The 18090-nt window shown below is 65.1% G+C and carries 20 protein-coding genes; 16 read left to right on the top strand and 4 right to left on the bottom strand.

The window, feature by feature from the left end:
• From mltG to V6W80_RS16910, 5 genes are read left to right on the top strand one after another with little or no spacing between them, the layout of a single operon-like run.
• The gene (gene mltG, locus V6W80_RS16930) at positions 1 to 1059 is read left to right on the top strand and encodes an endolytic transglycosylase MltG (protein WP_064307435.1); all 1059 of its coding nucleotides are present in this window, start codon (positions 1 to 3) and stop codon (positions 1057 to 1059) included.
• Positions 1056 to 1694: a dTMP kinase gene (gene tmk, locus V6W80_RS16925; protein ID WP_338544875.1), complete on the top strand. Its 639-nt coding sequence runs from the start codon at positions 1056 to 1058 to the stop codon at positions 1692 to 1694. The genes mltG and tmk overlap by 4 nt, the downstream gene beginning before the upstream one ends.
• Positions 1687 to 2670 (top strand): DNA polymerase III subunit delta', encoded by a 984-nt coding sequence (locus V6W80_RS16920; protein ID WP_338544874.1) that lies wholly within the window; start codon positions 1687 to 1689, stop codon positions 2668 to 2670. Before tmk ends, V6W80_RS16920 begins: the two co-directional genes overlap by 8 nt.
• Before the next feature lie 39 nt (positions 2671 to 2709).
• A complete protein-coding gene (locus V6W80_RS16915; RefSeq protein ID WP_064307436.1) occupies positions 2710 to 3066 on the top strand; it encodes a PilZ domain-containing protein in 357 nt (118 codons plus the stop codon).
• A gap of 54 nt (positions 3067 to 3120) precedes the next feature.
• The gene (locus V6W80_RS16910; RefSeq protein WP_017641887.1) at positions 3121 to 3903 is read left to right on the top strand and encodes a TatD family hydrolase; all 783 of its coding nucleotides are present in this window, start codon (positions 3121 to 3123) and stop codon (positions 3901 to 3903) included.
• A gap of 215 nt (positions 3904 to 4118) precedes the next feature.
• Here V6W80_RS16910 and V6W80_RS16905 read toward each other — a convergent pair whose 3' ends face one another.
• Positions 4119 to 5249, bottom strand: a complete 1131-nt coding sequence (locus V6W80_RS16905) for an aminotransferase class V-fold PLP-dependent enzyme (protein WP_338544873.1) — start codon at positions 5247 to 5249, stop codon at positions 4119 to 4121.
• A gap of 171 nt (positions 5250 to 5420) precedes the next feature.
• Between V6W80_RS16905 and V6W80_RS16900 the strand changes: the two genes are divergently transcribed.
• From V6W80_RS16900 to V6W80_RS16885, 4 genes are all read left to right on the top strand, one after another.
• Entirely contained in the window at positions 5421 to 6062 is a 642-nt protein-coding gene (locus V6W80_RS16900; protein WP_007160588.1) for a TetR/AcrR family transcriptional regulator, read from the top strand.
• Positions 6063 to 6127: 65 nt separating this feature from the next.
• Positions 6128 to 7096: a GTP 3',8-cyclase MoaA gene (locus V6W80_RS16895; RefSeq protein ID WP_017641889.1), complete on the top strand. Its 969-nt coding sequence runs from the start codon at positions 6128 to 6130 to the stop codon at positions 7094 to 7096.
• A gap of 87 nt (positions 7097 to 7183) precedes the next feature.
• The gene (locus V6W80_RS16890; RefSeq protein ID WP_093254574.1) at positions 7184 to 7798 is read left to right on the top strand and encodes a DUF4823 domain-containing protein; all 615 of its coding nucleotides are present in this window, start codon (positions 7184 to 7186) and stop codon (positions 7796 to 7798) included.
• A gap of 11 nt (positions 7799 to 7809) precedes the next feature.
• A complete protein-coding gene (locus V6W80_RS16885; RefSeq protein ID WP_338544872.1) occupies positions 7810 to 8370 on the top strand; it encodes a DUF1285 domain-containing protein in 561 nt (186 codons plus the stop codon).
• A gap of 30 nt (positions 8371 to 8400) precedes the next feature.
• Here the strand turns inward: V6W80_RS16885 and V6W80_RS16880 are convergent, their stop codons facing one another.
• Positions 8401 to 10050, bottom strand: coding sequence for an electron transfer flavoprotein-ubiquinone oxidoreductase (locus V6W80_RS16880; protein WP_338544871.1), 1650 nt, complete (start codon positions 10048 to 10050; stop codon positions 8401 to 8403).
• A gap of 292 nt (positions 10051 to 10342) precedes the next feature.
• Here V6W80_RS16880 and V6W80_RS16875 point away from each other — a divergent pair, with 292 nt between their 5' ends.
• The 5 genes from V6W80_RS16875 to V6W80_RS16855 all read left to right on the top strand — a co-directional run bounded on the left by V6W80_RS16875 (position 10343) and on the right by V6W80_RS16855 (position 15531).
• Positions 10343 to 11095 (top strand): electron transfer flavoprotein subunit beta/FixA family protein, encoded by a 753-nt coding sequence (locus tag V6W80_RS16875; protein WP_059315725.1) that lies wholly within the window; start codon positions 10343 to 10345, stop codon positions 11093 to 11095.
• Positions 11095 to 12024 carry an electron transfer flavoprotein subunit alpha/FixB family protein gene (locus V6W80_RS16870; RefSeq protein ID WP_231354664.1) on the top strand — a complete coding sequence of 310 codons (930 nt, stop codon included), beginning with the start codon at positions 11095 to 11097 and terminating at the stop codon, positions 12022 to 12024. The genes V6W80_RS16875 and V6W80_RS16870 overlap by 1 nt, the downstream gene beginning before the upstream one ends.
• A 217-nt stretch (positions 12025 to 12241) precedes the next feature.
• The gene (locus V6W80_RS16865) at positions 12242 to 13675 is read left to right on the top strand and encodes a PLP-dependent aminotransferase family protein (protein ID WP_017641895.1); all 1434 of its coding nucleotides are present in this window, start codon (positions 12242 to 12244) and stop codon (positions 13673 to 13675) included.
• 105 nt (positions 13676 to 13780) lie between these two features.
• Positions 13781 to 14308 (top strand): hypothetical protein, encoded by a 528-nt coding sequence (locus V6W80_RS16860; RefSeq protein WP_017641896.1) that lies wholly within the window; start codon positions 13781 to 13783, stop codon positions 14306 to 14308.
• 113 nt (positions 14309 to 14421) lie between these two features.
• The gene (locus tag V6W80_RS16855) at positions 14422 to 15531 is read left to right on the top strand and encodes a Gfo/Idh/MocA family oxidoreductase (RefSeq protein ID WP_184286169.1); all 1110 of its coding nucleotides are present in this window, start codon (positions 14422 to 14424) and stop codon (positions 15529 to 15531) included.
• Between the two features lie 60 nt (positions 15532 to 15591).
• Here the strand turns inward: V6W80_RS16855 and V6W80_RS16850 are convergent, their stop codons facing one another.
• Both V6W80_RS16850 and V6W80_RS16845 read right to left on the bottom strand, forming a co-directional pair.
• Positions 15592 to 15759, bottom strand: coding sequence for a DUF2897 family protein (locus V6W80_RS16850; protein ID WP_081320910.1), 168 nt, complete (start codon positions 15757 to 15759; stop codon positions 15592 to 15594).
• A gap of 48 nt (positions 15760 to 15807) precedes the next feature.
• Positions 15808 to 16263, bottom strand: coding sequence for a multidrug/biocide efflux PACE transporter (locus tag V6W80_RS16845; protein WP_017641899.1), 456 nt, complete (start codon positions 16261 to 16263; stop codon positions 15808 to 15810).
• An 82-nt stretch (positions 16264 to 16345) separates the two neighbouring features.
• On the opposite strand from V6W80_RS16845, the gene V6W80_RS16840 reads away from it, so the two are divergent.
• Together V6W80_RS16840 and pyrF are read left to right on the top strand one after the other, a co-directional pair.
• On the top strand, positions 16346 to 17221 hold the full coding sequence (locus V6W80_RS16840; RefSeq protein ID WP_064307441.1) for a LysR family transcriptional regulator: 876 nt from the start codon (positions 16346 to 16348) through the stop codon (positions 17219 to 17221).
• Between the two features lie 90 nt (positions 17222 to 17311).
• Positions 17312 to 18010, top strand: a complete 699-nt coding sequence (gene pyrF / locus V6W80_RS16835) for an orotidine-5'-phosphate decarboxylase (protein ID WP_064307442.1) — start codon at positions 17312 to 17314, stop codon at positions 18008 to 18010.
• Positions 18011 to 18090: the final 80 nt, after the last annotated feature.

Raw genomic sequence — 18090 nt, 5'->3', positions numbered from 1 at the left:
ATGCGCAAGGCGAGAGCTCTGCTTACGGCGCTGCTGGCCACTGGCGGCCTGCTGCTGGTCCTGGCCGGTTGGCGCCAGCACCAAGCGCTGATTCAGCCGCTGAAGGTCGACGGCGAGCAACTGATCGAGATCCCCAAGGGGGCGACCCCAGGCGGCAGTCTGCTGCGCCTGGAAGAGCAGGGGGTGCTCGACGGCGCCTTCTGGCTACGCCTGTACTGGCGCTTCAATCTGGCCGGGCAGACGCTGCATAGCGGTGAATACCGCCTGACCCCAGGCATGACCGTGGAGCAGCTGTTCGGCCTCTGGCGCAAGGGCGAGGTGGTGCAGTACGGCCTCACCCTGGTGGAAGGCTGGAATTTCCGGCAGGTGCGCGCTGCCCTGGCGCGGCAGCCCAAGCTCGAACACGATACCGCCGAGCTGGACGATGCCGCCCTGATGAAACGCCTGGGGCTGGAGGGCCAGCATCCCGAGGGGCGCTTCTTTCCCGATACCTATCGCTATGTGAAGGGCCAGCGCGAGTCGGATCTGTTGCGCCAGGCCAATCAGCGCCTGCAGGCGGTGCTCGACCAGGAATGGCAGGCGCGCGATCCCGCAGTGCCCTACAAGGACGCCTACCAGGCCCTGATCATGGCGTCGCTGGTGGAGAAGGAGACCGGCGTGCCCGAGGAGCGCGACGAGATCGCCGGCGTCTTCGTCCGGCGCCTGGCGGCCGGCATGCTGCTGCAGACCGATCCCACGGTGATCTACGGCATGGGCGAGCGCTACAACGGCCGGATCACCCGCGCCGATCTGCGCGAGCCTTCGCCCTACAACACCTATCTCAACGCGGGATTGCCGCCGACGCCGATCGCCATGCCGGGACGCGAAGCCATCCATGCGGCGCTGCATCCCAAGGACGGCGACAGCCTGTATTTCGTCGCCCGCGGCGATGGTAGCCATGTCTTTTCCAAGGACCTGGAGGCGCACAATCAGGCGGTCCGCGACTTCCAGCTCAAGCGGCGCTCCGACTATCGCTCCAGTCCCGCTCCGCAGACGCCCGAAACCAAGGAAACCCCATGACGGCAAACGGCCTGTTCATCACCCTCGAAGGCCCCGAGGGCGCGGGCAAGAGCACCAACCGCGACTATCTCGCCGAACTCCTCGGCGCCAGTGGGCGTGAAGTGGTGCTGACCCGCGAGCCGGGTGGCACGCCGCTGGCCGAGCGGATCCGCGAGATCCTGCTGGCGCCGGCCGCCGAGCCCATGGCCGTGGATACCGAATTGCTGCTGATGTTCGCCGCCCGCGCCCAGCATCTGGCCCAGGTCGTCCGGCCCGCCCTGGCGCGGGGTGCCCTGGTGCTCTGTGATCGCTTCGTCGATGCGACCTATGCCTACCAGGGCGGCGGTCGCGGTGTCCCCGTGGAGCGCATCGCCACGCTGGAAGCCTTCGTGCTGGGCGATCTGCAACCCGACCTGACCCTGGTATTCGATCTGCCGGTGAAGATCGGCCTGGCCCGGGCGGCCCGCCGTGGTGTCCTGGACAGATTCGAGCAGGAGCAGTGCGCCTTTTTCGAAGCGGTGCGCCAGACCTATCTGGACCGCGCCCAGGCCGTGCCGGCGCGTTATCGTCTGATCGATGCCTCGCGCAGCCTGGCCGAGGTACAGGCGGAGCTGCGCGCCTTGGTCGCCACCCTGGAGCCGACGCTAGGTGGCTGACGTCTATCCCTGGCAGCAGGCGCTCTGGGCGCGGATCTCGTCCCGGCGGCAGCATGCTCATGCCTATCTGCTGCATGGTCCCCGCGGCATCGGCAAGCGCGACCTGGCCGAGCGCCTGGCCGCTTTGCTGCTCTGCCAGGCGCCCCAAGGCGATGCCGCCTGCGGCCAGTGCAAGGCGTGCTTGCTCCTGAGGGCAGGGACGCATCCCGATTATTGCGTGATCCAGCCGGAAGAGGCCGAGAAGCCTATCCGTGTCGATCAGATCCGCGGCCTGGTGGACTTCGTCTCCCAGACCGCCCAGCTGGGTGGGCGTAAGCTGATCCTGCTGGAGCCGGTCGAGGCGATGAACCTCAATGCCGCCAATGCCCTGCTCAAAAGTCTGGAAGAGCCCTCGGGTGCTACCGTGCTGCTGCTGGTGAGTCACCAGCCGAGTCGCCTGCTGCCCACCGTGCGCAGCCGCTGCGTGCAGCAGGCCTGTCCGGTGCCCTCGCGCGCTGAGAGTCTCGCCTGGCTGGGCGAGCGCCTGCCGGACCTTGAGGAAGAGATCCGCATCCAGTTGCTGGTGCTGGCCGGCGGCTCGCCGCTGGCGGCCCTGCGCCTGCACGGCGAGGACGTGCTCGCCCGCCGGGCCCTGGTGGTGGAAGGGGTGAAGCGCCTGCTCAAGCGCCAGGCAGCACCCAGTCAACTGGCCGAGAGCTGGAACGCCGTACCCCTGCCGCTGCTGCTCGACTGGTTCTGCGAATGGACCCATGGCGTGCTGCGTCAGCAGTGGGGTGGCGCCGATGCCGAAGCCGCGCCGGACATGGCCAAGGTGCTGGGTTACCTGGCTGAGAAGAGCGTGCCGCACGAGGTGCTGGCCCTGCAGGAATGGCTGCATGCCGAGCGGCAGAAGGTGCTGGGCAAAGCCAACCTCAACCGCGTATTGTTGCTGGAATCGCTGTTGATCCGCTGGGCCGGCCTGGTGCCCGGACGCTAGCGATCCGCGCGTTCGTCTTGCCTGTCTCGAGAGAATCTCATGAGTTTGCCGCAGAACCTGGGCCCCCGTAATGGCATCCTGTCCCTCACCATCAAGGACAAGTCGGTGCTCTATGCCGCCTACATGCCCTTCATCCGCAACGGTGGCCTGTTCATTCCCACGGGCAAGACCTACAAGCTGGGTGACGAGGTCTTCATGCTGCTCAACCTGATGGACGAGCCGGACAAGATTCCGGTTGCCGGCAAGGTGGTTTGGATCACCCCTAAGGGCGCCCAGGGCAATAAAGCCGCCGGAGTCGGCGTGCAGTTCAACGAAGGCGACAATACCGCGCGCAACAAGATCGAAACCTATCTGGCCGGCTCGCTGAAGTCGGACCGTCCCACCCATACCATGTGAGACTGTCGCCGTCCCGCTCGGGGCGGGGCCTCTCCTGATTCAAGGCTATTTCTCGTGCACTTCGTCGACTCCCACTGTCACCTGGATCGACTCGATCTTTCCCTTCATGACGGCTCCCTGGATGCAGCGCTGGATGCTGCGCGCGCTCGGGGCGTCAGCCAGTTCCTCTGCATCGGCGTCGATGCCGGCAACGCGCCCACGGTGCAGGCCCTGGCCGAACGCTATGCCGATGTCCACTGCGCGGTGGGCATTCACCCGCTGGATGCCGCCCAGGGCAGCGCCATCGATCTCGACTGGCTGCTGGAGCGGCTGGCCCATCCGCGCGTCGCCGCCATCGGCGAGACCGGCCTCGACTATCACTACCAGCCCGACACCGCCGAGATCCAGCAGCAGTCCTTCGCCCTGCACCTCGAAGCGGCCCGCCGCACGGCGCTGCCCCTGGTGATCCATACCCGGGAAGCGCGCGCCGACACCCTGGCGATGCTGGGCGCCGCCGACCTGCCGGGCGCCGGGGTGCTGCACTGCTTCACCGAGGACTGGGCAACGGCCAAGGCCGCTCTGGACCTGGGCTTCTACATCTCCTTTTCCGGCATCCTGACCTTTCGCAATGCCGCCGAGCTGCGCGACGTCGCTCGCCAGGTGCCGGCCGATCGCCTGCTGGTGGAAACCGATTCGCCCTATCTGGCCCCGGTACCCCACCGCGGCAAGGCCAATCTGCCGCAATTCGTGGTCGAGGTCGCCCAATGCCTGGCCGACGTGCGAGGGGTGAGCTTGGCAACCCTTGCCGAGCAGACCACCGCCAACTTCCGCCGGCTGTTTCCTCGCGCTGCCCTCTAGGCAAAAAAATGGCCCGGGTATCCTGGGATACCCGGGCCGGACCAGCGGATCGCCAAGACAGAGAACCGCCTCCCTGGCCCGCGCCGCGGGGGTCGACGCGGCCAGTCACTTGAGTATTGGCCAGCTCGGGGAAAGGTCCAGTCGGGATTGGACGTTTTTTAAACAGTTTTGGAATAGCGCTGCCCCAACACTGGCTATCCCGTGCCTTTCGACCATTAGAAGCGCGCCAGCGCCCCCACCAGATCCAGGGTCTGCTCCAGCACGTGCTCGCTGGTATAGAAGTGCGGCGATAGGCGAATGCCCGGACCTCGCTGGGCGCAGACCACGTCGGCGGTCTTGAGGCGTTCGAATAGTTGGCGGTTGTCCCAGCCTTCGAGCGAGAAGGTGAGGATGCCTGAGCGGCGCTCGGCATTGACCGGCGAATGCAGGATCGCGCCGGGCAGGCGACGGATATGGCTGTCGAGCAGCTCGATCCGCGCCAGCAAGTCCTTGCCGACCTGCTCCATGCCGGCATCTTCCAGCAGTGACAGACTCGCCTCCAGGGCTACGGCACCCAGCATGTTGGGGCTGCCGCACTCGAAGCGCATTGCCGTCTTGGCCGGTTGCCATTCGCGCTGGCTGTAGTCGCCGGCGTTGTCCAGCATGTGCCAGCCGTATTCGTGCAGTTTCAATTGCTCGCGCAGATCGGCGCGGCAGTAGAACACCCCCAGGCCTTCCGGGCCGAGCATCCACTTGTGGCCGTCGGCCATGGCGAAGGCGCAGTTGCAGGCCTGGGCATCGAAGGGCAGGGCGCCCAGTTGCTGGATGGCGTCGACGCACAGCAGCACGCCCTTGGCCTCGCAGCCCTGGCCCAGCTGGGGCAGGTCCAGGCGCAGGCCACTGGCGTACTGCACGGCGCTGATGGCCATGAGTCGGGTGCGCGGACCGCAGGCGGCCAGCAGATTGGCCTCGGGGGTGTCACCCAGGCTGACTTCCACCACCTCGACGCCAAAGCGTGCCAGGGCTTCCCAGACCACCCGATTGGAGGGGAACTCCTCGTCGCTGATCACCACCTGGTCGCCACTTTGCCAATCCAGGCCAAAGGCCACGAAGGAGAGGGCCTCGGAGGTGTTCTTCACCAGGGCGATGTCGCTGCTGGAAGGCGCATTGAGCAGGCGGGTCAGGCGATCGCGTAGGCGCTGCTCCAGGACCAGCCAGGTCGGATAGTTGCGCGCACCATACTGGCAGTTCTCGGCGGCGAATTCAGTGACGGCCTGCGCGGCGCGCTTGGGCCACGGGGCCACGGCCGCGTGGTTGAGGTATCTCATGGCGTAGGCCTGAGGGAATTCGTGCTTCCAGGAAGACATTGACTCGATCCGTACAATCTGGGTGTGATGGGGCATAATAAGGGGCGCGCCCGCGCGGTTCACCGATGCTTTCGGTGGAGCTCGCCCAAGGTGTGACGAAGTGCCGGTATGCCGAGGGGCAACTGGCGATTCGAAGGCCCTATCCCTTTTCAAAACAACAAGTGGGCTGCCATGCAGAAAGAATCCCGCAAAGTCCGCGAGTTCCGTCGCCGCGAACAGGAAATCCTCGATACCGCTCTGCAATTGTTTCTCTCCGAAGGAGAAGACAGCGTTACCGTCGAGATGATCGCCGAGGCGGTCGGTATCGGCAAAGGCACCATCTACAAGCACTTCAATTCCAAGGCCGAGATCTATCTGCGCCTGATGCTGGATTACGAGCGGGACCTGGCCGAGCTGTTCCAGTCGGACAACGTCGCCCGGGATCGCGAAGCGCTCTCCCGCGCCTATTTCGAATTCCGCATGAGCGATCCGCAGCGCTATCGCCTGTTCGATCGACTCGAGGAAAAGGTGGTCAAGACGCGTCAGGTGCCCGAACTGGTCGAGCAGCTGCACAGCATCCGCACCTCCAATTTCCAGCGGCTGACCAGCCTGATCGAAGGTCGGATCGACGAAGGCAAGCTCGAGGACGTCCCGCCCTATTTCCATTACTGCGCCGCCTGGGCGCTGGTGCACGGGGCCGTGGCCCTTTACCATTCGCCGTTCTGGCGCGACGTGCTGGAGGATCAGGAAGGTTTCTTCCAGTTCCTCATGGAGATCGGCGTGCGCATGGGCAACCGGCGCAAGCGAGACGTCGAAACGCCTGTCCGATCCTAGGGTCCGATAGAGGCAAGGGATGCCGCGTCATCCCTTTTCTCTTGTTCTAGTGGAGTACCCCCAAGATGATCGTCGACCGCCAGGGTAGGGCGTTTCGCAACTTGCGGATCAGCCTCACGGCGGCCTGCAACTATGCCTGTACGTACTGCGTGCCCAACGGCAAGCGGCTCGTAGCGGCGCAGGACGAACTCAGTGCCGAGACCATGGCCCGGGGCGTGGAATACCTCATCGATGCCGCCGGTATCGAACGGCTGCGCATCACCGGGGGCGAACCCCTGGTCACGCCGCGGCTGGAGCCCTTTCTCGCCCGTGTCTCCCAGCTCGGTCTCAAGGACATCAGCCTGACCACCAATGGTCAGCTGCTGCCACGAAAGCTGGATTTCCTCATCGATCACGGCATCCGGCGCCTCAACGTCTCGCTCGATACCCTCGACGCCGAGGCCTTTCCCCGTCTGGCGCGCGGTGGTGACCTGGCCACGGTGCTAGCCGGACTCGAAGCGGCGCGTGCTGCCGGACTCAAGATCAAGCTCAACATGGTGCCCCTGCGTGGCCAGAATCTCGACCAGGTGCTGCCGTTGCTGGACTACTGCCTGGAGCGCGGTTTCGAGCTCAGATTCATCGAGCTGATGCGCATGGGGCACCTGGCCAAGAATCCCGCGACCTTCAATAACCAGCTGGTGCCCCTGGCCGAATTGCTGGAGATCATCGGTTCGCGCCATGCCTATGTGCAGGCCGATGCGCCGGTGGATTCCACCGCGCTGCGCTATCGCGTCGAGTCGGGCGGTCACTTCGGCATCATTGCCAATGAAAGCGTGCCCTTCTGCCGGACCTGCTCGCGGCTGCGCCTATCGTCCACCGGCTGGCTGCATGGCTGCCTGTCGTCAAGCAACCGCCACTATGTCGGCGATCTGCTGGACAAGCCGCGTCATCTGGCCCTGCCGGCGTTGCAGCGGTTGCTGGTCAAGGCCTTGGGCGACAAGCAGGATGTGGCCTTCTCGGGCGGCGTGACCGTCATGAAGATCATCGGCGGCTGATTCACCCGTTGCGCCTGGAGCTGGCGCGAAAGCTGCTAAGGCCCCTGTATCGACGACAACTTGGCGCCGGACAGGGGTCTGCTTTTCATGGTCAAACTGCGTTTTCTCTTCATTTCCGTGCTGCTGGCCTGCCTGGGTGGCTGCATGAACGTCAGCGACATGGCGTCCGGTGTCGAGTACCACCTCCGCGACGCGGGGCTGCTCGACTACAGCAAGACCCAGCGGCTGAACAACTTTCGCTTGCAGGCCGACTCCTATATCTACATAGCCCAGGGCGCCTTCGTACCCATCGGCCATCCTTATGCTCGACCCAATGTGGTAGCCGAAGAGGCCTTCAAGGGCTTCGTGGAGTTTTTCCCGCGGGTAAGGCGCGCGGACAAGCCCGAGGGCTTCGATGAAGCCATGGCCAAGGCCCGGCAACTGGGCGCCCACTATGTGCTCTATACCCGCTTCGCCGGCGCAGACGATCGCATCGGCACCTGGGAGGAGTGGGAAGATCAGGACGATATCGGGCGGGTCGGTCGCGATCGCAGCGTCGTGCAGATGATGCTGGTGGAGACCGCTACCTTCCGCCTGGTGGACACCGCGCGGATCCGTAGTCGTGGCGGTTTCCTGACGTTCTATGACGAGCGCCCGGAAGACCTGCTCGGACCGGCGCTCAATCAATACGCCCAACGCCTGCTGGGGTTGGGCAGTCGCTAGTGGAGAGAGACGTGAGCCAGGCCGATGTGACGCGCAACCTGTTGGCGCAACTGCCAGCGGGCGAAGAGGGCAGTCTGCCGCCCGTGGACCTCTGGCATCCGCCCTTCTGCGGCGACATCGACATGCGCATCGCCCGGGACGGCACCTGGTATCACCAGGGCACGCCCATCACCCGCCCGGCCATGGTACGACTCTTCTCCACCATCCTGCGCCGCGATCCCGAGCGCTATGTGCTGGTGACGCCCGTGGAATGCGTGGGCATCCAGGTGGATGACGTGCCCTTCCTGGCCGTGGACGTCGAGTGGAGTGGCAGTGGCAAGGCGCAGGCCCTGGATCTGGTCACCAACGTGGGCGACAGGGTCGCCGTCGCTGCCGAGCATCCGCTGCGCTTCGAAGAACAGGATGACCAGCCGGCACCCTATGTACGGGTGCGTGGCGGGCTGGACGCGCGGCTCAATCGGGCGGTGTTCTACCGGTTGATGGAGAAGGTCGAGGAGGGCACCCACGAGGGCCGGGCCTGGCTCGGCCTCTGGAGTCGCGGCAGCTTCTTTCCTGTCGCGCCCGCTGAATAGAGAAAGGGCCCGAAGGGCCCTTTTTTACGCTTACATGTTGGGGTAGTTGGGACCGCCGCTGCCTTCCGGTGCCACCCAGGTGATGTTCTGCGCCGGATCTTTGATGTCGCAGGTCTTGCAGTGGACGCAGTTCTGGGCATTGATCTGGAAGCGCGGCTCGCCGCCATCGCGGACCACCTCGTAGACCCCGGCCGGGCAATAGCGCTGCGCCGGTTCGTCGTACAACGGCAGATTCTGCGCGATGGGAATCGACGGGTCCTTGAGCTTCAGGTGAACCGGCTGGTCTTCCTCGTGGTTGGTGTTGGAGAGGAACACCGAGGACAGCTTGTCGAAGCTCAGCTTGCCATCCGGCTTGGGATAGCTGATGCGTGGCGCCTCGTCGGCCTTCTTCAGGCAGGTGTGGTCCATGCGCCGGTCGTGCAGGGTGAAGGGCAGGGCGCCACCCAGCAGGTTGTGCTCGACGAAGGCGAAGGCCGGGCCCAGCAGCGGACCGAACTTGTGCATGGCCGGACCGAAGTTGCGGCTGGCATGGAGTTCTTCCTGCACCCAGCTGCCCTTGAAGCCATCCACGTAACCCTGGAGTTCGTCACCCTCGCGACCGGCCGCCAGGGCGGCGACGATGGCGTCGGCGGCGAGCATGCCGGACTTCATGGCGGTGTGGCTGCCCTTGATCTTGGCCGGGTTGAGGGTGCCCAGGTCGCAACCGATCAGGGCGCCACCGGGAAAGACCATCTTCGGCAGGGAATTCAGGCCACCCTTGACCAGGGCACGGGCGCCATAGGAGACGCGCTTGCCGCCTTCCAGGTACTGGGCCACCACCGGGTGGTGCTTGTAGCGCTGGAATTCGTCGTAGGGCGAGAGGTGCGGATTGCTGTAGGCCAAGTCGACGATCAAACCGACCACCACCTGGTTGTCTTCCAGGTGATAGAGGAAGGAACCACCCGGATTCTCCTTGTCCAGCGGCCAGCCAGAGGTATGGATCACCAGGCCCTGCTCGTGCTTGGCCGGATCGATCTCCCACAGCTCCTTGATGCCGATGCCGTAGTGCTGCGGATCGGCACCTTCGCCAAGCTTGAATCTCTGGCCGAGCTGCTTGCCCAGATGGCCACGGCAGCCTTCGGCGAACAGGGTGTACTTGCCGCGCAGCTCCATGCCGGGGGTGTAGACGCCATCCTTGGGCTGGCCTTCGCGATCCACGCCCAGGTCACCGGTGATGATGCCGCGCACCACGCCCTGGTCATCAATCAGCGGTTCCTGGGCAGCGAAGCCCGGATAAATCTCCACGCCCAGGGCCTCGGCCTGCTGACCCAGCCAGCGGCAGAGGTTGCCCAGCGAGATGATGTAGTTGCCTTCGTTGTGCATGGGCTTGGGCACGAAGAAATTCGGCACCTTGGTCGCCTGGCGATCGTCCTTGAGCAGGTAGATGTCGTCACGCTTGACCGGGGTGTTGAGCGGCGCGCCCAGCTCTTTCCAGTTGGGAAAGAGCTCGTCCAGGGCACGGGGTTCGAAGACGGCGCCGGAGAGAATGTGGGCACCGACCTCGGAGCCTTTCTCGACCACGCACACACTGATTTCCTGGCCGTTTTCGGCGGCCTGCTGCTTGAGGCGACAGGCCGCGGACAGGCCCGCGGGGCCGGCCCCGACGATCACCACGTCGAATTCCATGTATTCGCGTTCCACGGCTCACTCTCCTCAGGCAAAACTCACGATCTGGTTATTTATGTAGGGGTGCAACAAAAGACTTCATTATATCCGGCGTGCTCCCTGACACCCATTCAAACGTTTGTTTAAATTTTCTGCAAGCCTGTTAGACTCGGGAGTTACTGGCCCCTGACGGACTGTCGCGTTGACCCCTGCTGCCGTGGAGGTCAACATAGGAAAGATTTGCAACAAGGTTGGATCGGCAGGGGTCGTGTCCAACGCAAGGCCGCCTTGGCGTCCTGTTTATTCACCAGAATAAATCGAGGGATTCATGAAGGTTCTCGTAGCTGTCAAACGCGTGGTGGACTACAACGTCAAGGTCCGCGTCAAGGCCGACCAGAGCGGTGTCGATCTGGCCAACGTCAAGATGTCCATGAACCCCTTCTGCGAGATCGCCGTGGAAGAAGCGGTGCGCCTGAAGGAAAAGGGTATCGCCAGCGAGATCGTGGTCGTGACCGCGGGTCCGGCCCAGGCGCAGGAGCAACTGCGTACCGCCCTGGCACTGGGCGCCGATCGCGCCGTGCTGATCGATACCGGCACTGCCGAACTGTCGTCGCTGACCACCGCCAAGCTGCTCAAGGCGGTGGTGGACAAGGAACAGCCGCAGCTGGTGATCCTTGGCAAGCAGGCCATCGACAGCGACAACAACCAGACCGGCCAGATGCTGGCCGCCCTGACCGGCTTCGCCCAGGGTACCTTCGCCTCCAAGGTGGAGCAGGCGGGTGACGGCCTCAACGTGACCCGCGAGATCGATGGCGGTCTGCAGACGGTATCGCTCAAGCTGCCGGCGGTGGTCACCACCGACCTGCGCCTGAACGAGCCGCGCTACGCCTCGCTGCCCAACATCATGAAGGCAAAGAAGAAGCCGTTGGAAACCCTGACCCCGGACGCCCTGGGCGTGGCGGTGAACGCCTCCTACGAGGTGGTCAAGGTGGAAGCCCCGGCCGGTCGCCAGGCAGGCATCAAGGTCAAGTCCGTGGCCGAACTGGTCGAAAAACTCAAGAACGAAGCGAAGGTGATCTGATGGCCATTCTCGTCATTGCCGACCACGACAACGCCAGCCTCTTCGGCGCCACCCTGAATACCGTGGCCGCGGCCCAGGCCATCGGCGGCGATATCCATGTACTGGTCGCCGGCCAGAATGCCCAGCCGGTCGCCGAGGCCGCCGCCAAGATCGCTGGCGTCAGCAAGGTGCTGCTGGCCGACAACGCCGCCTATGCCCATCAGCTGCCGGAAAACGTCGCGCCGCTGGTGGTCGAGCTGGCCGCCAACTACAGCCACGTGCTGGCCGCCGCCAGCACCAATGGCAAGAACTTCCTGCCGCGCGTGGCCGCGCTGCTGGACGTCGACCAGATCTCCGAGATCATCGCTGTCGAATCCGCTGACACCTTCAAGCGGCCGATCTATGCCGGTAACGCCATCGCCACCGTGCGCTCCACGGCCCCGGTCAAGGTGATCACCGTGCGCGCCACCGGTTTCGACCCGGTCGCCGCCGAAGGTGGTTCCGCCGCCATCGAAGCCGTGAGCCTGGTCAAGGACGCTGGTGTTTCCAGCTTCGTCGGCGAAGAGCTGGCCAAGTCCGATCGTCCCGAGCTGGGCGCCGCCAAGGTGGTGGTCTCCGGTGGCCGCGGTCTGCAGAACGGCGACAACTTCAAGATCCTCTACGCCCTGGCTGACAAGCTGGGCGCGGCGGTAGGTGCCTCGCGCGCCGCGGTGGATGCCGGCTTCGTGCCCAACGACATGCAGGTCGGCCAGACCGGCAAGATCGTCGCGCCGCAGCTGTACATCGCCGTCGGCATCTCCGGTGCCATCCAGCACCTGGCAGGCATGAAGGATTCCAAGGTGATCGTCGCGATCAACAAGGACGAGGAGGCGCCGATCTTCCAGGTGGCCGACTATGGCCTGGTGGGCGATCTGTTCGAATTGATCCCGGAGCTGGAAAAGGCCATCTGAGGCCTTGCGTCAGCCAAGAGCCCGCCCTTTGGCGGGCTTTTTCATGGGCGCGGCAAGCCTCTCGGCAGAGTCTCAGGCGTCATGGAGGGGCGCGCCAGTTCCTTGTCGTTTTTGGACATTGCCGCCCCGGGAAGGGAAGCGGTAAGGTCGAGGCTAGCTGTACCGGTATACCTCCAGAATAGCCTGCTACTGTTCCGCTCTCGTCCAGGAAGACGCCATGACCAACCTGTTGCTCTATCAGCGCATCGCCCAGCAGTTGGCGAACGATATCCGCACGGGCGTCTACAAACCCGGCGAGCGGGTGCCGTCGGTGCGCAAGCTGAGCCAGCAGCTGGGCGTGAGCCACGCCAGCGTCCTGCAGGCCTATGCCACCCTGGAAGACCAGGGGCTGATCCGCGCTCGACCGCAGTCGGGCTTCTATGTGCACCAGACCCCGGCGCTGACCGCGCCGACGCCGGATATCGCCACGGTGGAGCGACCGAGCCTGGTGACCCGCGCCGGCATCATCAGCCAGGTCCTCGCCGAATCCCGGCGCGAAGGGGTGGTGCCCCTGGGCATGGCCGTGCCCCAGACCGATTACCTGCCGCTGCGGGCGCTGCACCAGCAACTGTCCAAGGTCACCCGCTTCCAGGCCCGTGCGGCTTTCTCCTATCTGCACAGTCCGGGCTTCGAGCCCCTGCGCCGTCAGGTGGCGATCCGTCTGCGCGATGCCGGGGTGGTGGTGGGGCCGGAGGAGGTGGTGATCACCCATGGCTGCGTGGATGCCCTGCAGATGTCGCTGCGGGTGCTGACCAAGCCGGGCGATCTGATCGCCACCGAGTCACCGTCCTACTATGGCCTGTTGCAACTGGCCGAGGTGCTCGGTCTCAAGGTGATCGAGATCCCCTGCGACCCCGAGACCGGGCTCAGCGTCGAGGCGCTGCAACTGGCGGCCAGCCAATGGCCGGTCAAGGCCCTGGTAGTCACCGCGCGCCTGAGCAATCCCCTGGGTGGCAGCATGCCCGAGGCACGGCAGAAGCAGCTGCTCAGGCTGGCGGCCGAGCGCAACATCGCCATCGTCGAGGACGACATCTACGGCGAACTGACCTATGAGAGCGGCTCCAAGGCGCTCAAGGCTCTCGACAAGCAGGGGCGCGTCATCTACTGCTCGAGCTTTTCCAAGACCCTCTCACCCGGGGTGCGCATCGGTTGGGTGGTGGCCGGACCCTATCAGGAAGACATCTGCCGGCTGCAGACCTTTACCACCCATTCCGCTTGCAGCGTGACCCAGATGGGCGTCTCGGCCTATCTGGAGAACGGTGGCTATGATCGCCACCTGCGCGCCATTCGCCAGGAATACCGGCGCAACATGACCGCCTTCCAGCTGGCGATCCAGGAGCACTTCCCGGAGGGTACCCAGATGAGTCGGCCCAAGGGTGGCTTCATCCTTTGGGTCAGCCTGCCGATGCGGGTGGATACCCGCCTGTTGCACCAGCGGGCCCTGGATCAGGGGGTGAGCATCGCCCCGGGCATGATCTTCAGCAACACCGACCAGTTCAACCACTGCATCCGCCTCAATTGCGGGCTGCCCTGGGGGCGTGATGCCCAGCGGGCGCTGATGACCCTCGGACTGCTCGCCCGTCAGCTCTGCCAGGAAACCCTGGCCGCCTAGCGGCGCCCTCGGAACCCGCCGCCGGGCAGGAAGGTCGGTTGTAGTGACTGACTCCTGTCGCGTCTGCCGCTCCGGTCCAGGCGCGATGCCTTGAGTGGTGGGCCCATGCGTGAATACCTGGCGATGATGGCGCTGGCAGTGCCCCTGCTGCTGGTGGGTTGCGACAATGATTCGCCGCCAACGACGGCCAAGACCTCTTCCGCACCAACGCCTGCGCCGATGGCCCAGTCGCCGGTGAGCAAAGCGCCACCCGCCACTGCCGCCGATCTGCGCGCGTATCGGCTGGATCCGCTCCCGGCCAAGGCCTTGGTGCTGCCTGCGCCGCCGCCGAAAAAGCGGGACCTGGCCAAGAACAGTCAACTCAAGAAACCTGCCGTGCCCAAGGCCACGCCGACGCCGGCCCATCCGCTCGACCTCAGCGTACCCAGTGAGGCCGATACGCCTCAGGCCTTGAGATCGCATCCCGGGGCTGCCAAACGGGTTGAAAACAGCGTGGCCGAAGCAGGTCTGCTGCCGCAGCTGTTTCGCAAGGAGGACGACCCTGGTCGTTTCGAACTGGGCGGTCGAGTGATCAGCCGGGATCGCAGTGACGATTTCGAAGGCGCGGAAGTCGAGTTGCGCTTTCGCCGTTAATCCGATGAGGGCGGCCTGCCGTTGTTGAACAGCGGTCCGGAACTTACTCGCCACGACGCTTGCCGACAGTTCAGGTGGCGGACACAACGTCCGCCTGGATTCGGGAGCGTTCCATGCCCAGTGCGACAGGCAAGATTCGTTATGCGGTAGTAGGCGGTGGCTGGATTTCCCAGGGCGCCTTCATGCCTGGGGTCGGCCAGACCGGCAATTCCGAGATGACCGCCCTGGTCACCGGCGATCCCATCAAGGCGCGGGACCTGGCCGCCAAGTACGGCCTCAAGAGCTACAGCTACGAAGAATTCCCGGCGCTGCTGTCATCCGGCGAGATCGATGCCATTTACTTGGCCACGCCCAATTTCCGCCATCTGGAATTCGCCGTACCGGCGCTGGACGCCGGCATTCACGTCCTGCTGGAAAAGCCCATGGCGATCAGCGAGGAAGAATGCCAGGCGATCAATGCCGCGGCAGAACGCTCCGGAGCCAAGCTGATGATCGCCTACCGCCTGCACTGTGAGCCGGGCACGGTGGAGATGATCGAGCGCGTGCGCAAGGGCGAGATCGGCGATCCGCGCCTGTTCACCGCGACCTTCGCCCAGCCGGTCGATACGGCCAACCACCGCGCGCAGAGCGGCTTCTGGGCCGGCCCGGTCACCGACATGGGGCCCTATCCGCTCAATGCCGTGCGAGCGCTCTTTGCCGACGAACCCATCGAAGTCAGTGCGGTGGGCGTGCAAACACCCGGGCGCGATGTCACGACCTGGGATGCCGTGGCCGTGACCCTGCGCTTCCCCGAAGAGCGGCTGGCGAGCTTTACCGTCAGCTTCAGCGGCCCTAATACCGAGCGTTTCCAGCTGGTGGGTCGCAAAGGCGAGATCGAGGCCTCGCCGTGCTTTGGCTTCGGTGAGGGCGTCGCCATCAGCTATCGCCTGACCGTGGACGGGGAGACCGAGGAATTCAAGGCGCAGGTGGTGGACCACTTCGGCGGCGAGACAGCCTATTTCTCCGATTGCATCCTGCAGGATCGGCAGCCGGAAATGGATGGGGAGGAGGGCTGGCGCGACGTGCGCGTGCTGGCGGCCATCGAGCGCGCCCTGGAAAGCGGTCAGCCGCAACGCCTGGACCCGCTACCCAAACGCCAGGGACCGACCCGTGAGCAGGTACGCAGCCTGCCGCTGGCGCAGGTGCCAGAGTACGTCAACACCAAGGCGCCGTTGGAGTCCTGACGAAGCAAGGCCCTGCGGCACGCTGGTGCGGCAGGGCCTTGTCTGGGAGCCAGGGTGCGCTTAGCGGTCCTGGGCCTCCTTGGCATCCATCTCGGCATTGCGCTGCCGGATCTTGGTTTTCTGTTCGTCGGTCAAGGGCACCTTGCGCGCCGTGTCCTTGAGCATGAGCAGGCTGCCGACCACCGAGCCGATGGCGATCAGCAGGATCAACCAGGCATACCAGGGCATCTTTCTTCTCCTTGAGTGGCTGTAAGGTTTCGACCACGGGAGAGCTTATCAGTGCGCCCGGCAAGTCGTGTTCGTACGCTTCAGCCAGGCGGCATAACCCAGGTCGTAGAGCCAGTTGAACGCCAAGGTATAGGGCAGGAAGAACAGGATCAGTCCGAGGTCCAGCAGGAGGGCCTGCCACAGGCTGATGGACAGCCACCAGGCGGCCAGGGGCACCAGCACCAGGATCAAGCCACCTTCGAAGCCGAGGGCGTGAAGCAGCCGTACACCCAGGCCACGGGTGAAGCCCAGGCGCTGTTGCAGCCGATCAAAGCCCAGATTGAACACCAGGTTCCAGAGCATGGCGATGGCGGAAAAGGCTGCGGTGAGCAGGCCCATGTGCCCTAGAGACCGATCCAGCAGCCAGGCAAGGGTTGGGGTGGCAAGCAGTACCGCGATTCCCTCGAACAGCAGGGCGTGCAGGATGCGGGCGCTGGCGGGACGCTGGGTGAGCGGGCTGGACATGAGACGACTCCACGATGGACAGGCCTTCAGTCTCATCGGTTAAGCTAGGGAGATCAAAATGGTATCCATAGGCTGAGCCGATATGTATCCCAATGCCGAAGCCCTGGAGGCCTTCGTCGAGGCCGCTGCGGCAGGCTCCTTCAGTGCGGCAGCGCGGGTGCTGGGCAAGCGCCAGTCCAGTATCAGCGAGAGCATTGCCCGGCTGGAAGACGAACTGGGTGTGCTGCTGTTCGATCGCCAGGGCCGCTATCCCCAGCTCACGGCGGCCGGCGAGCAACTGCTCGACCAGGCCCGCGCCGTGCTGTCGGCTCACGATCGCCTGGCCAATCGCGCCACCCAGCTGGCGGCCGGGGTGGAGCCACGCCTGACCCTGGTGATCTCCGATACCTATCAGCCCACCCGGTATGAGGCGCTGCTGACGGAGCTGGACCAGCGCTATCCGGATCTCGAATTCGAATGCCTGATCGCCGAGGACGCCGATGTGCTCAACCTGGTGCAGGGGCGGGCGGACCTGGGCCTGCTGGCGGGTCAGCCACCCTATCCGGCGGATATCGAAGCGGCGACCCTGGATGGCCTGGTGACCTTTGGCCTCTATGTCGCTGCCGATCATCCGCTGGCCGCGCTGGAGCGGGTCACACCGGCTGACCTGGCACCCTACCGGTTGCTCCGTCTGAGCACCGTGACCGAGGCCTCCCAGCAGGTCAGCCGCCTGCCGGATACCCGTGGCCGCTGCTGGTCGGCCCCGGACTATCTGCTGCTGCTGGACATGGCGGTGCAGGGCTTCGGCTGGGCCGAGCTGCCGCTGTGGCTGGTGACGACCTTCGGCCAGGGCCGCCTGGTGGAGCTGGCCGTGCCGGGCTGGCCGCAACGGGTGGCGGTGGACGTGGTCTGGTCGCGGCGGCGGCCGCTGGGTCCGGCGGGCAACTGGCTGCGCGAGCGATTGCTCAAGCCGAGTTGAAGGAGGGGGGCGCATGCAGACAGCGGCCAAGTGCCGGCGCGGCGCTTTTCTGCGAAAATGCCGGCCTTTGCCGTTTTGCCGAGAGCTCCCATGTCCGCCTGCCCGTCTCCCATCATCGTCGCCCTGGATTTCCCTTCGTCGTCCGCTGCCCTGGCGCTGGCCGACCGGCTCGACCCCGCCAGCTGCCGGGTCAAGGTCGGCAAGGAGCTGTTCACCGCCAGCGCCGCCGGGGTGGTGGAAGCCCTGCGCACGCGTGGCTTCGAAGTCTTCCTCGACCTGAAATTCCACGACATCCCCAATACCACCGCCATGGCGGTCAAGGCCGCGGCGGAAATGGGCGTCTGGATGGTCAATGTCCACTGCTCGGGTGGCCTGCGCATGATGACCGCCTGTCGCGAGACCCTGGAGGCCTTCCAGGGCCCCAAGCCGCTGCTGATCGGTGTCACCGTGCTGACCAGCATGGAGCGTGAGGACCTGGCCGACATCGGCCTGGACGTGGATCCCCAGGAGCAGGTCTTGCGCCTGGCCGGCCTCGCCGCCCGCGCGGGAATGGACGGCCTGGTGTGCTCGGCCCAGGAGGCCTCGGCGCTCAAGGCCGCGCAACCGGCGCTGCAACTGGTCACTCCCGGCATCCGCCCGGCCGGCAGCGCCCTGGACGACCAGCGCCGCATCCTGACTCCACGCGAGGCGCTGGACGCCGGCTCCGACTACCTGGTGATCGGTCGACCCATCGCCCGTGCCGCCGATCCGGCGCGCGCCGTGGAAGACATCCTCGCCACCCTGAAATAAGCGGTAAACCTCCAGGGCAGCGGTCGCCAGCAAAAGGTGCTGCTATTCTCGTTCTGCAGGCCGACGCCTTCTCGCGTCGG

Source organism: Pseudomonas benzopyrenica, from assembly GCF_036884265.1.
In the GTDB taxonomy this organism is placed as follows: Bacteria; Pseudomonadota; Gammaproteobacteria; order Pseudomonadales; family Pseudomonadaceae; genus Chryseomonas; species Chryseomonas benzopyrenica.
Note: the sequence above shows the minus strand (reverse complement) of the source record. Positions and strands in the feature narration are given on the sequence as shown.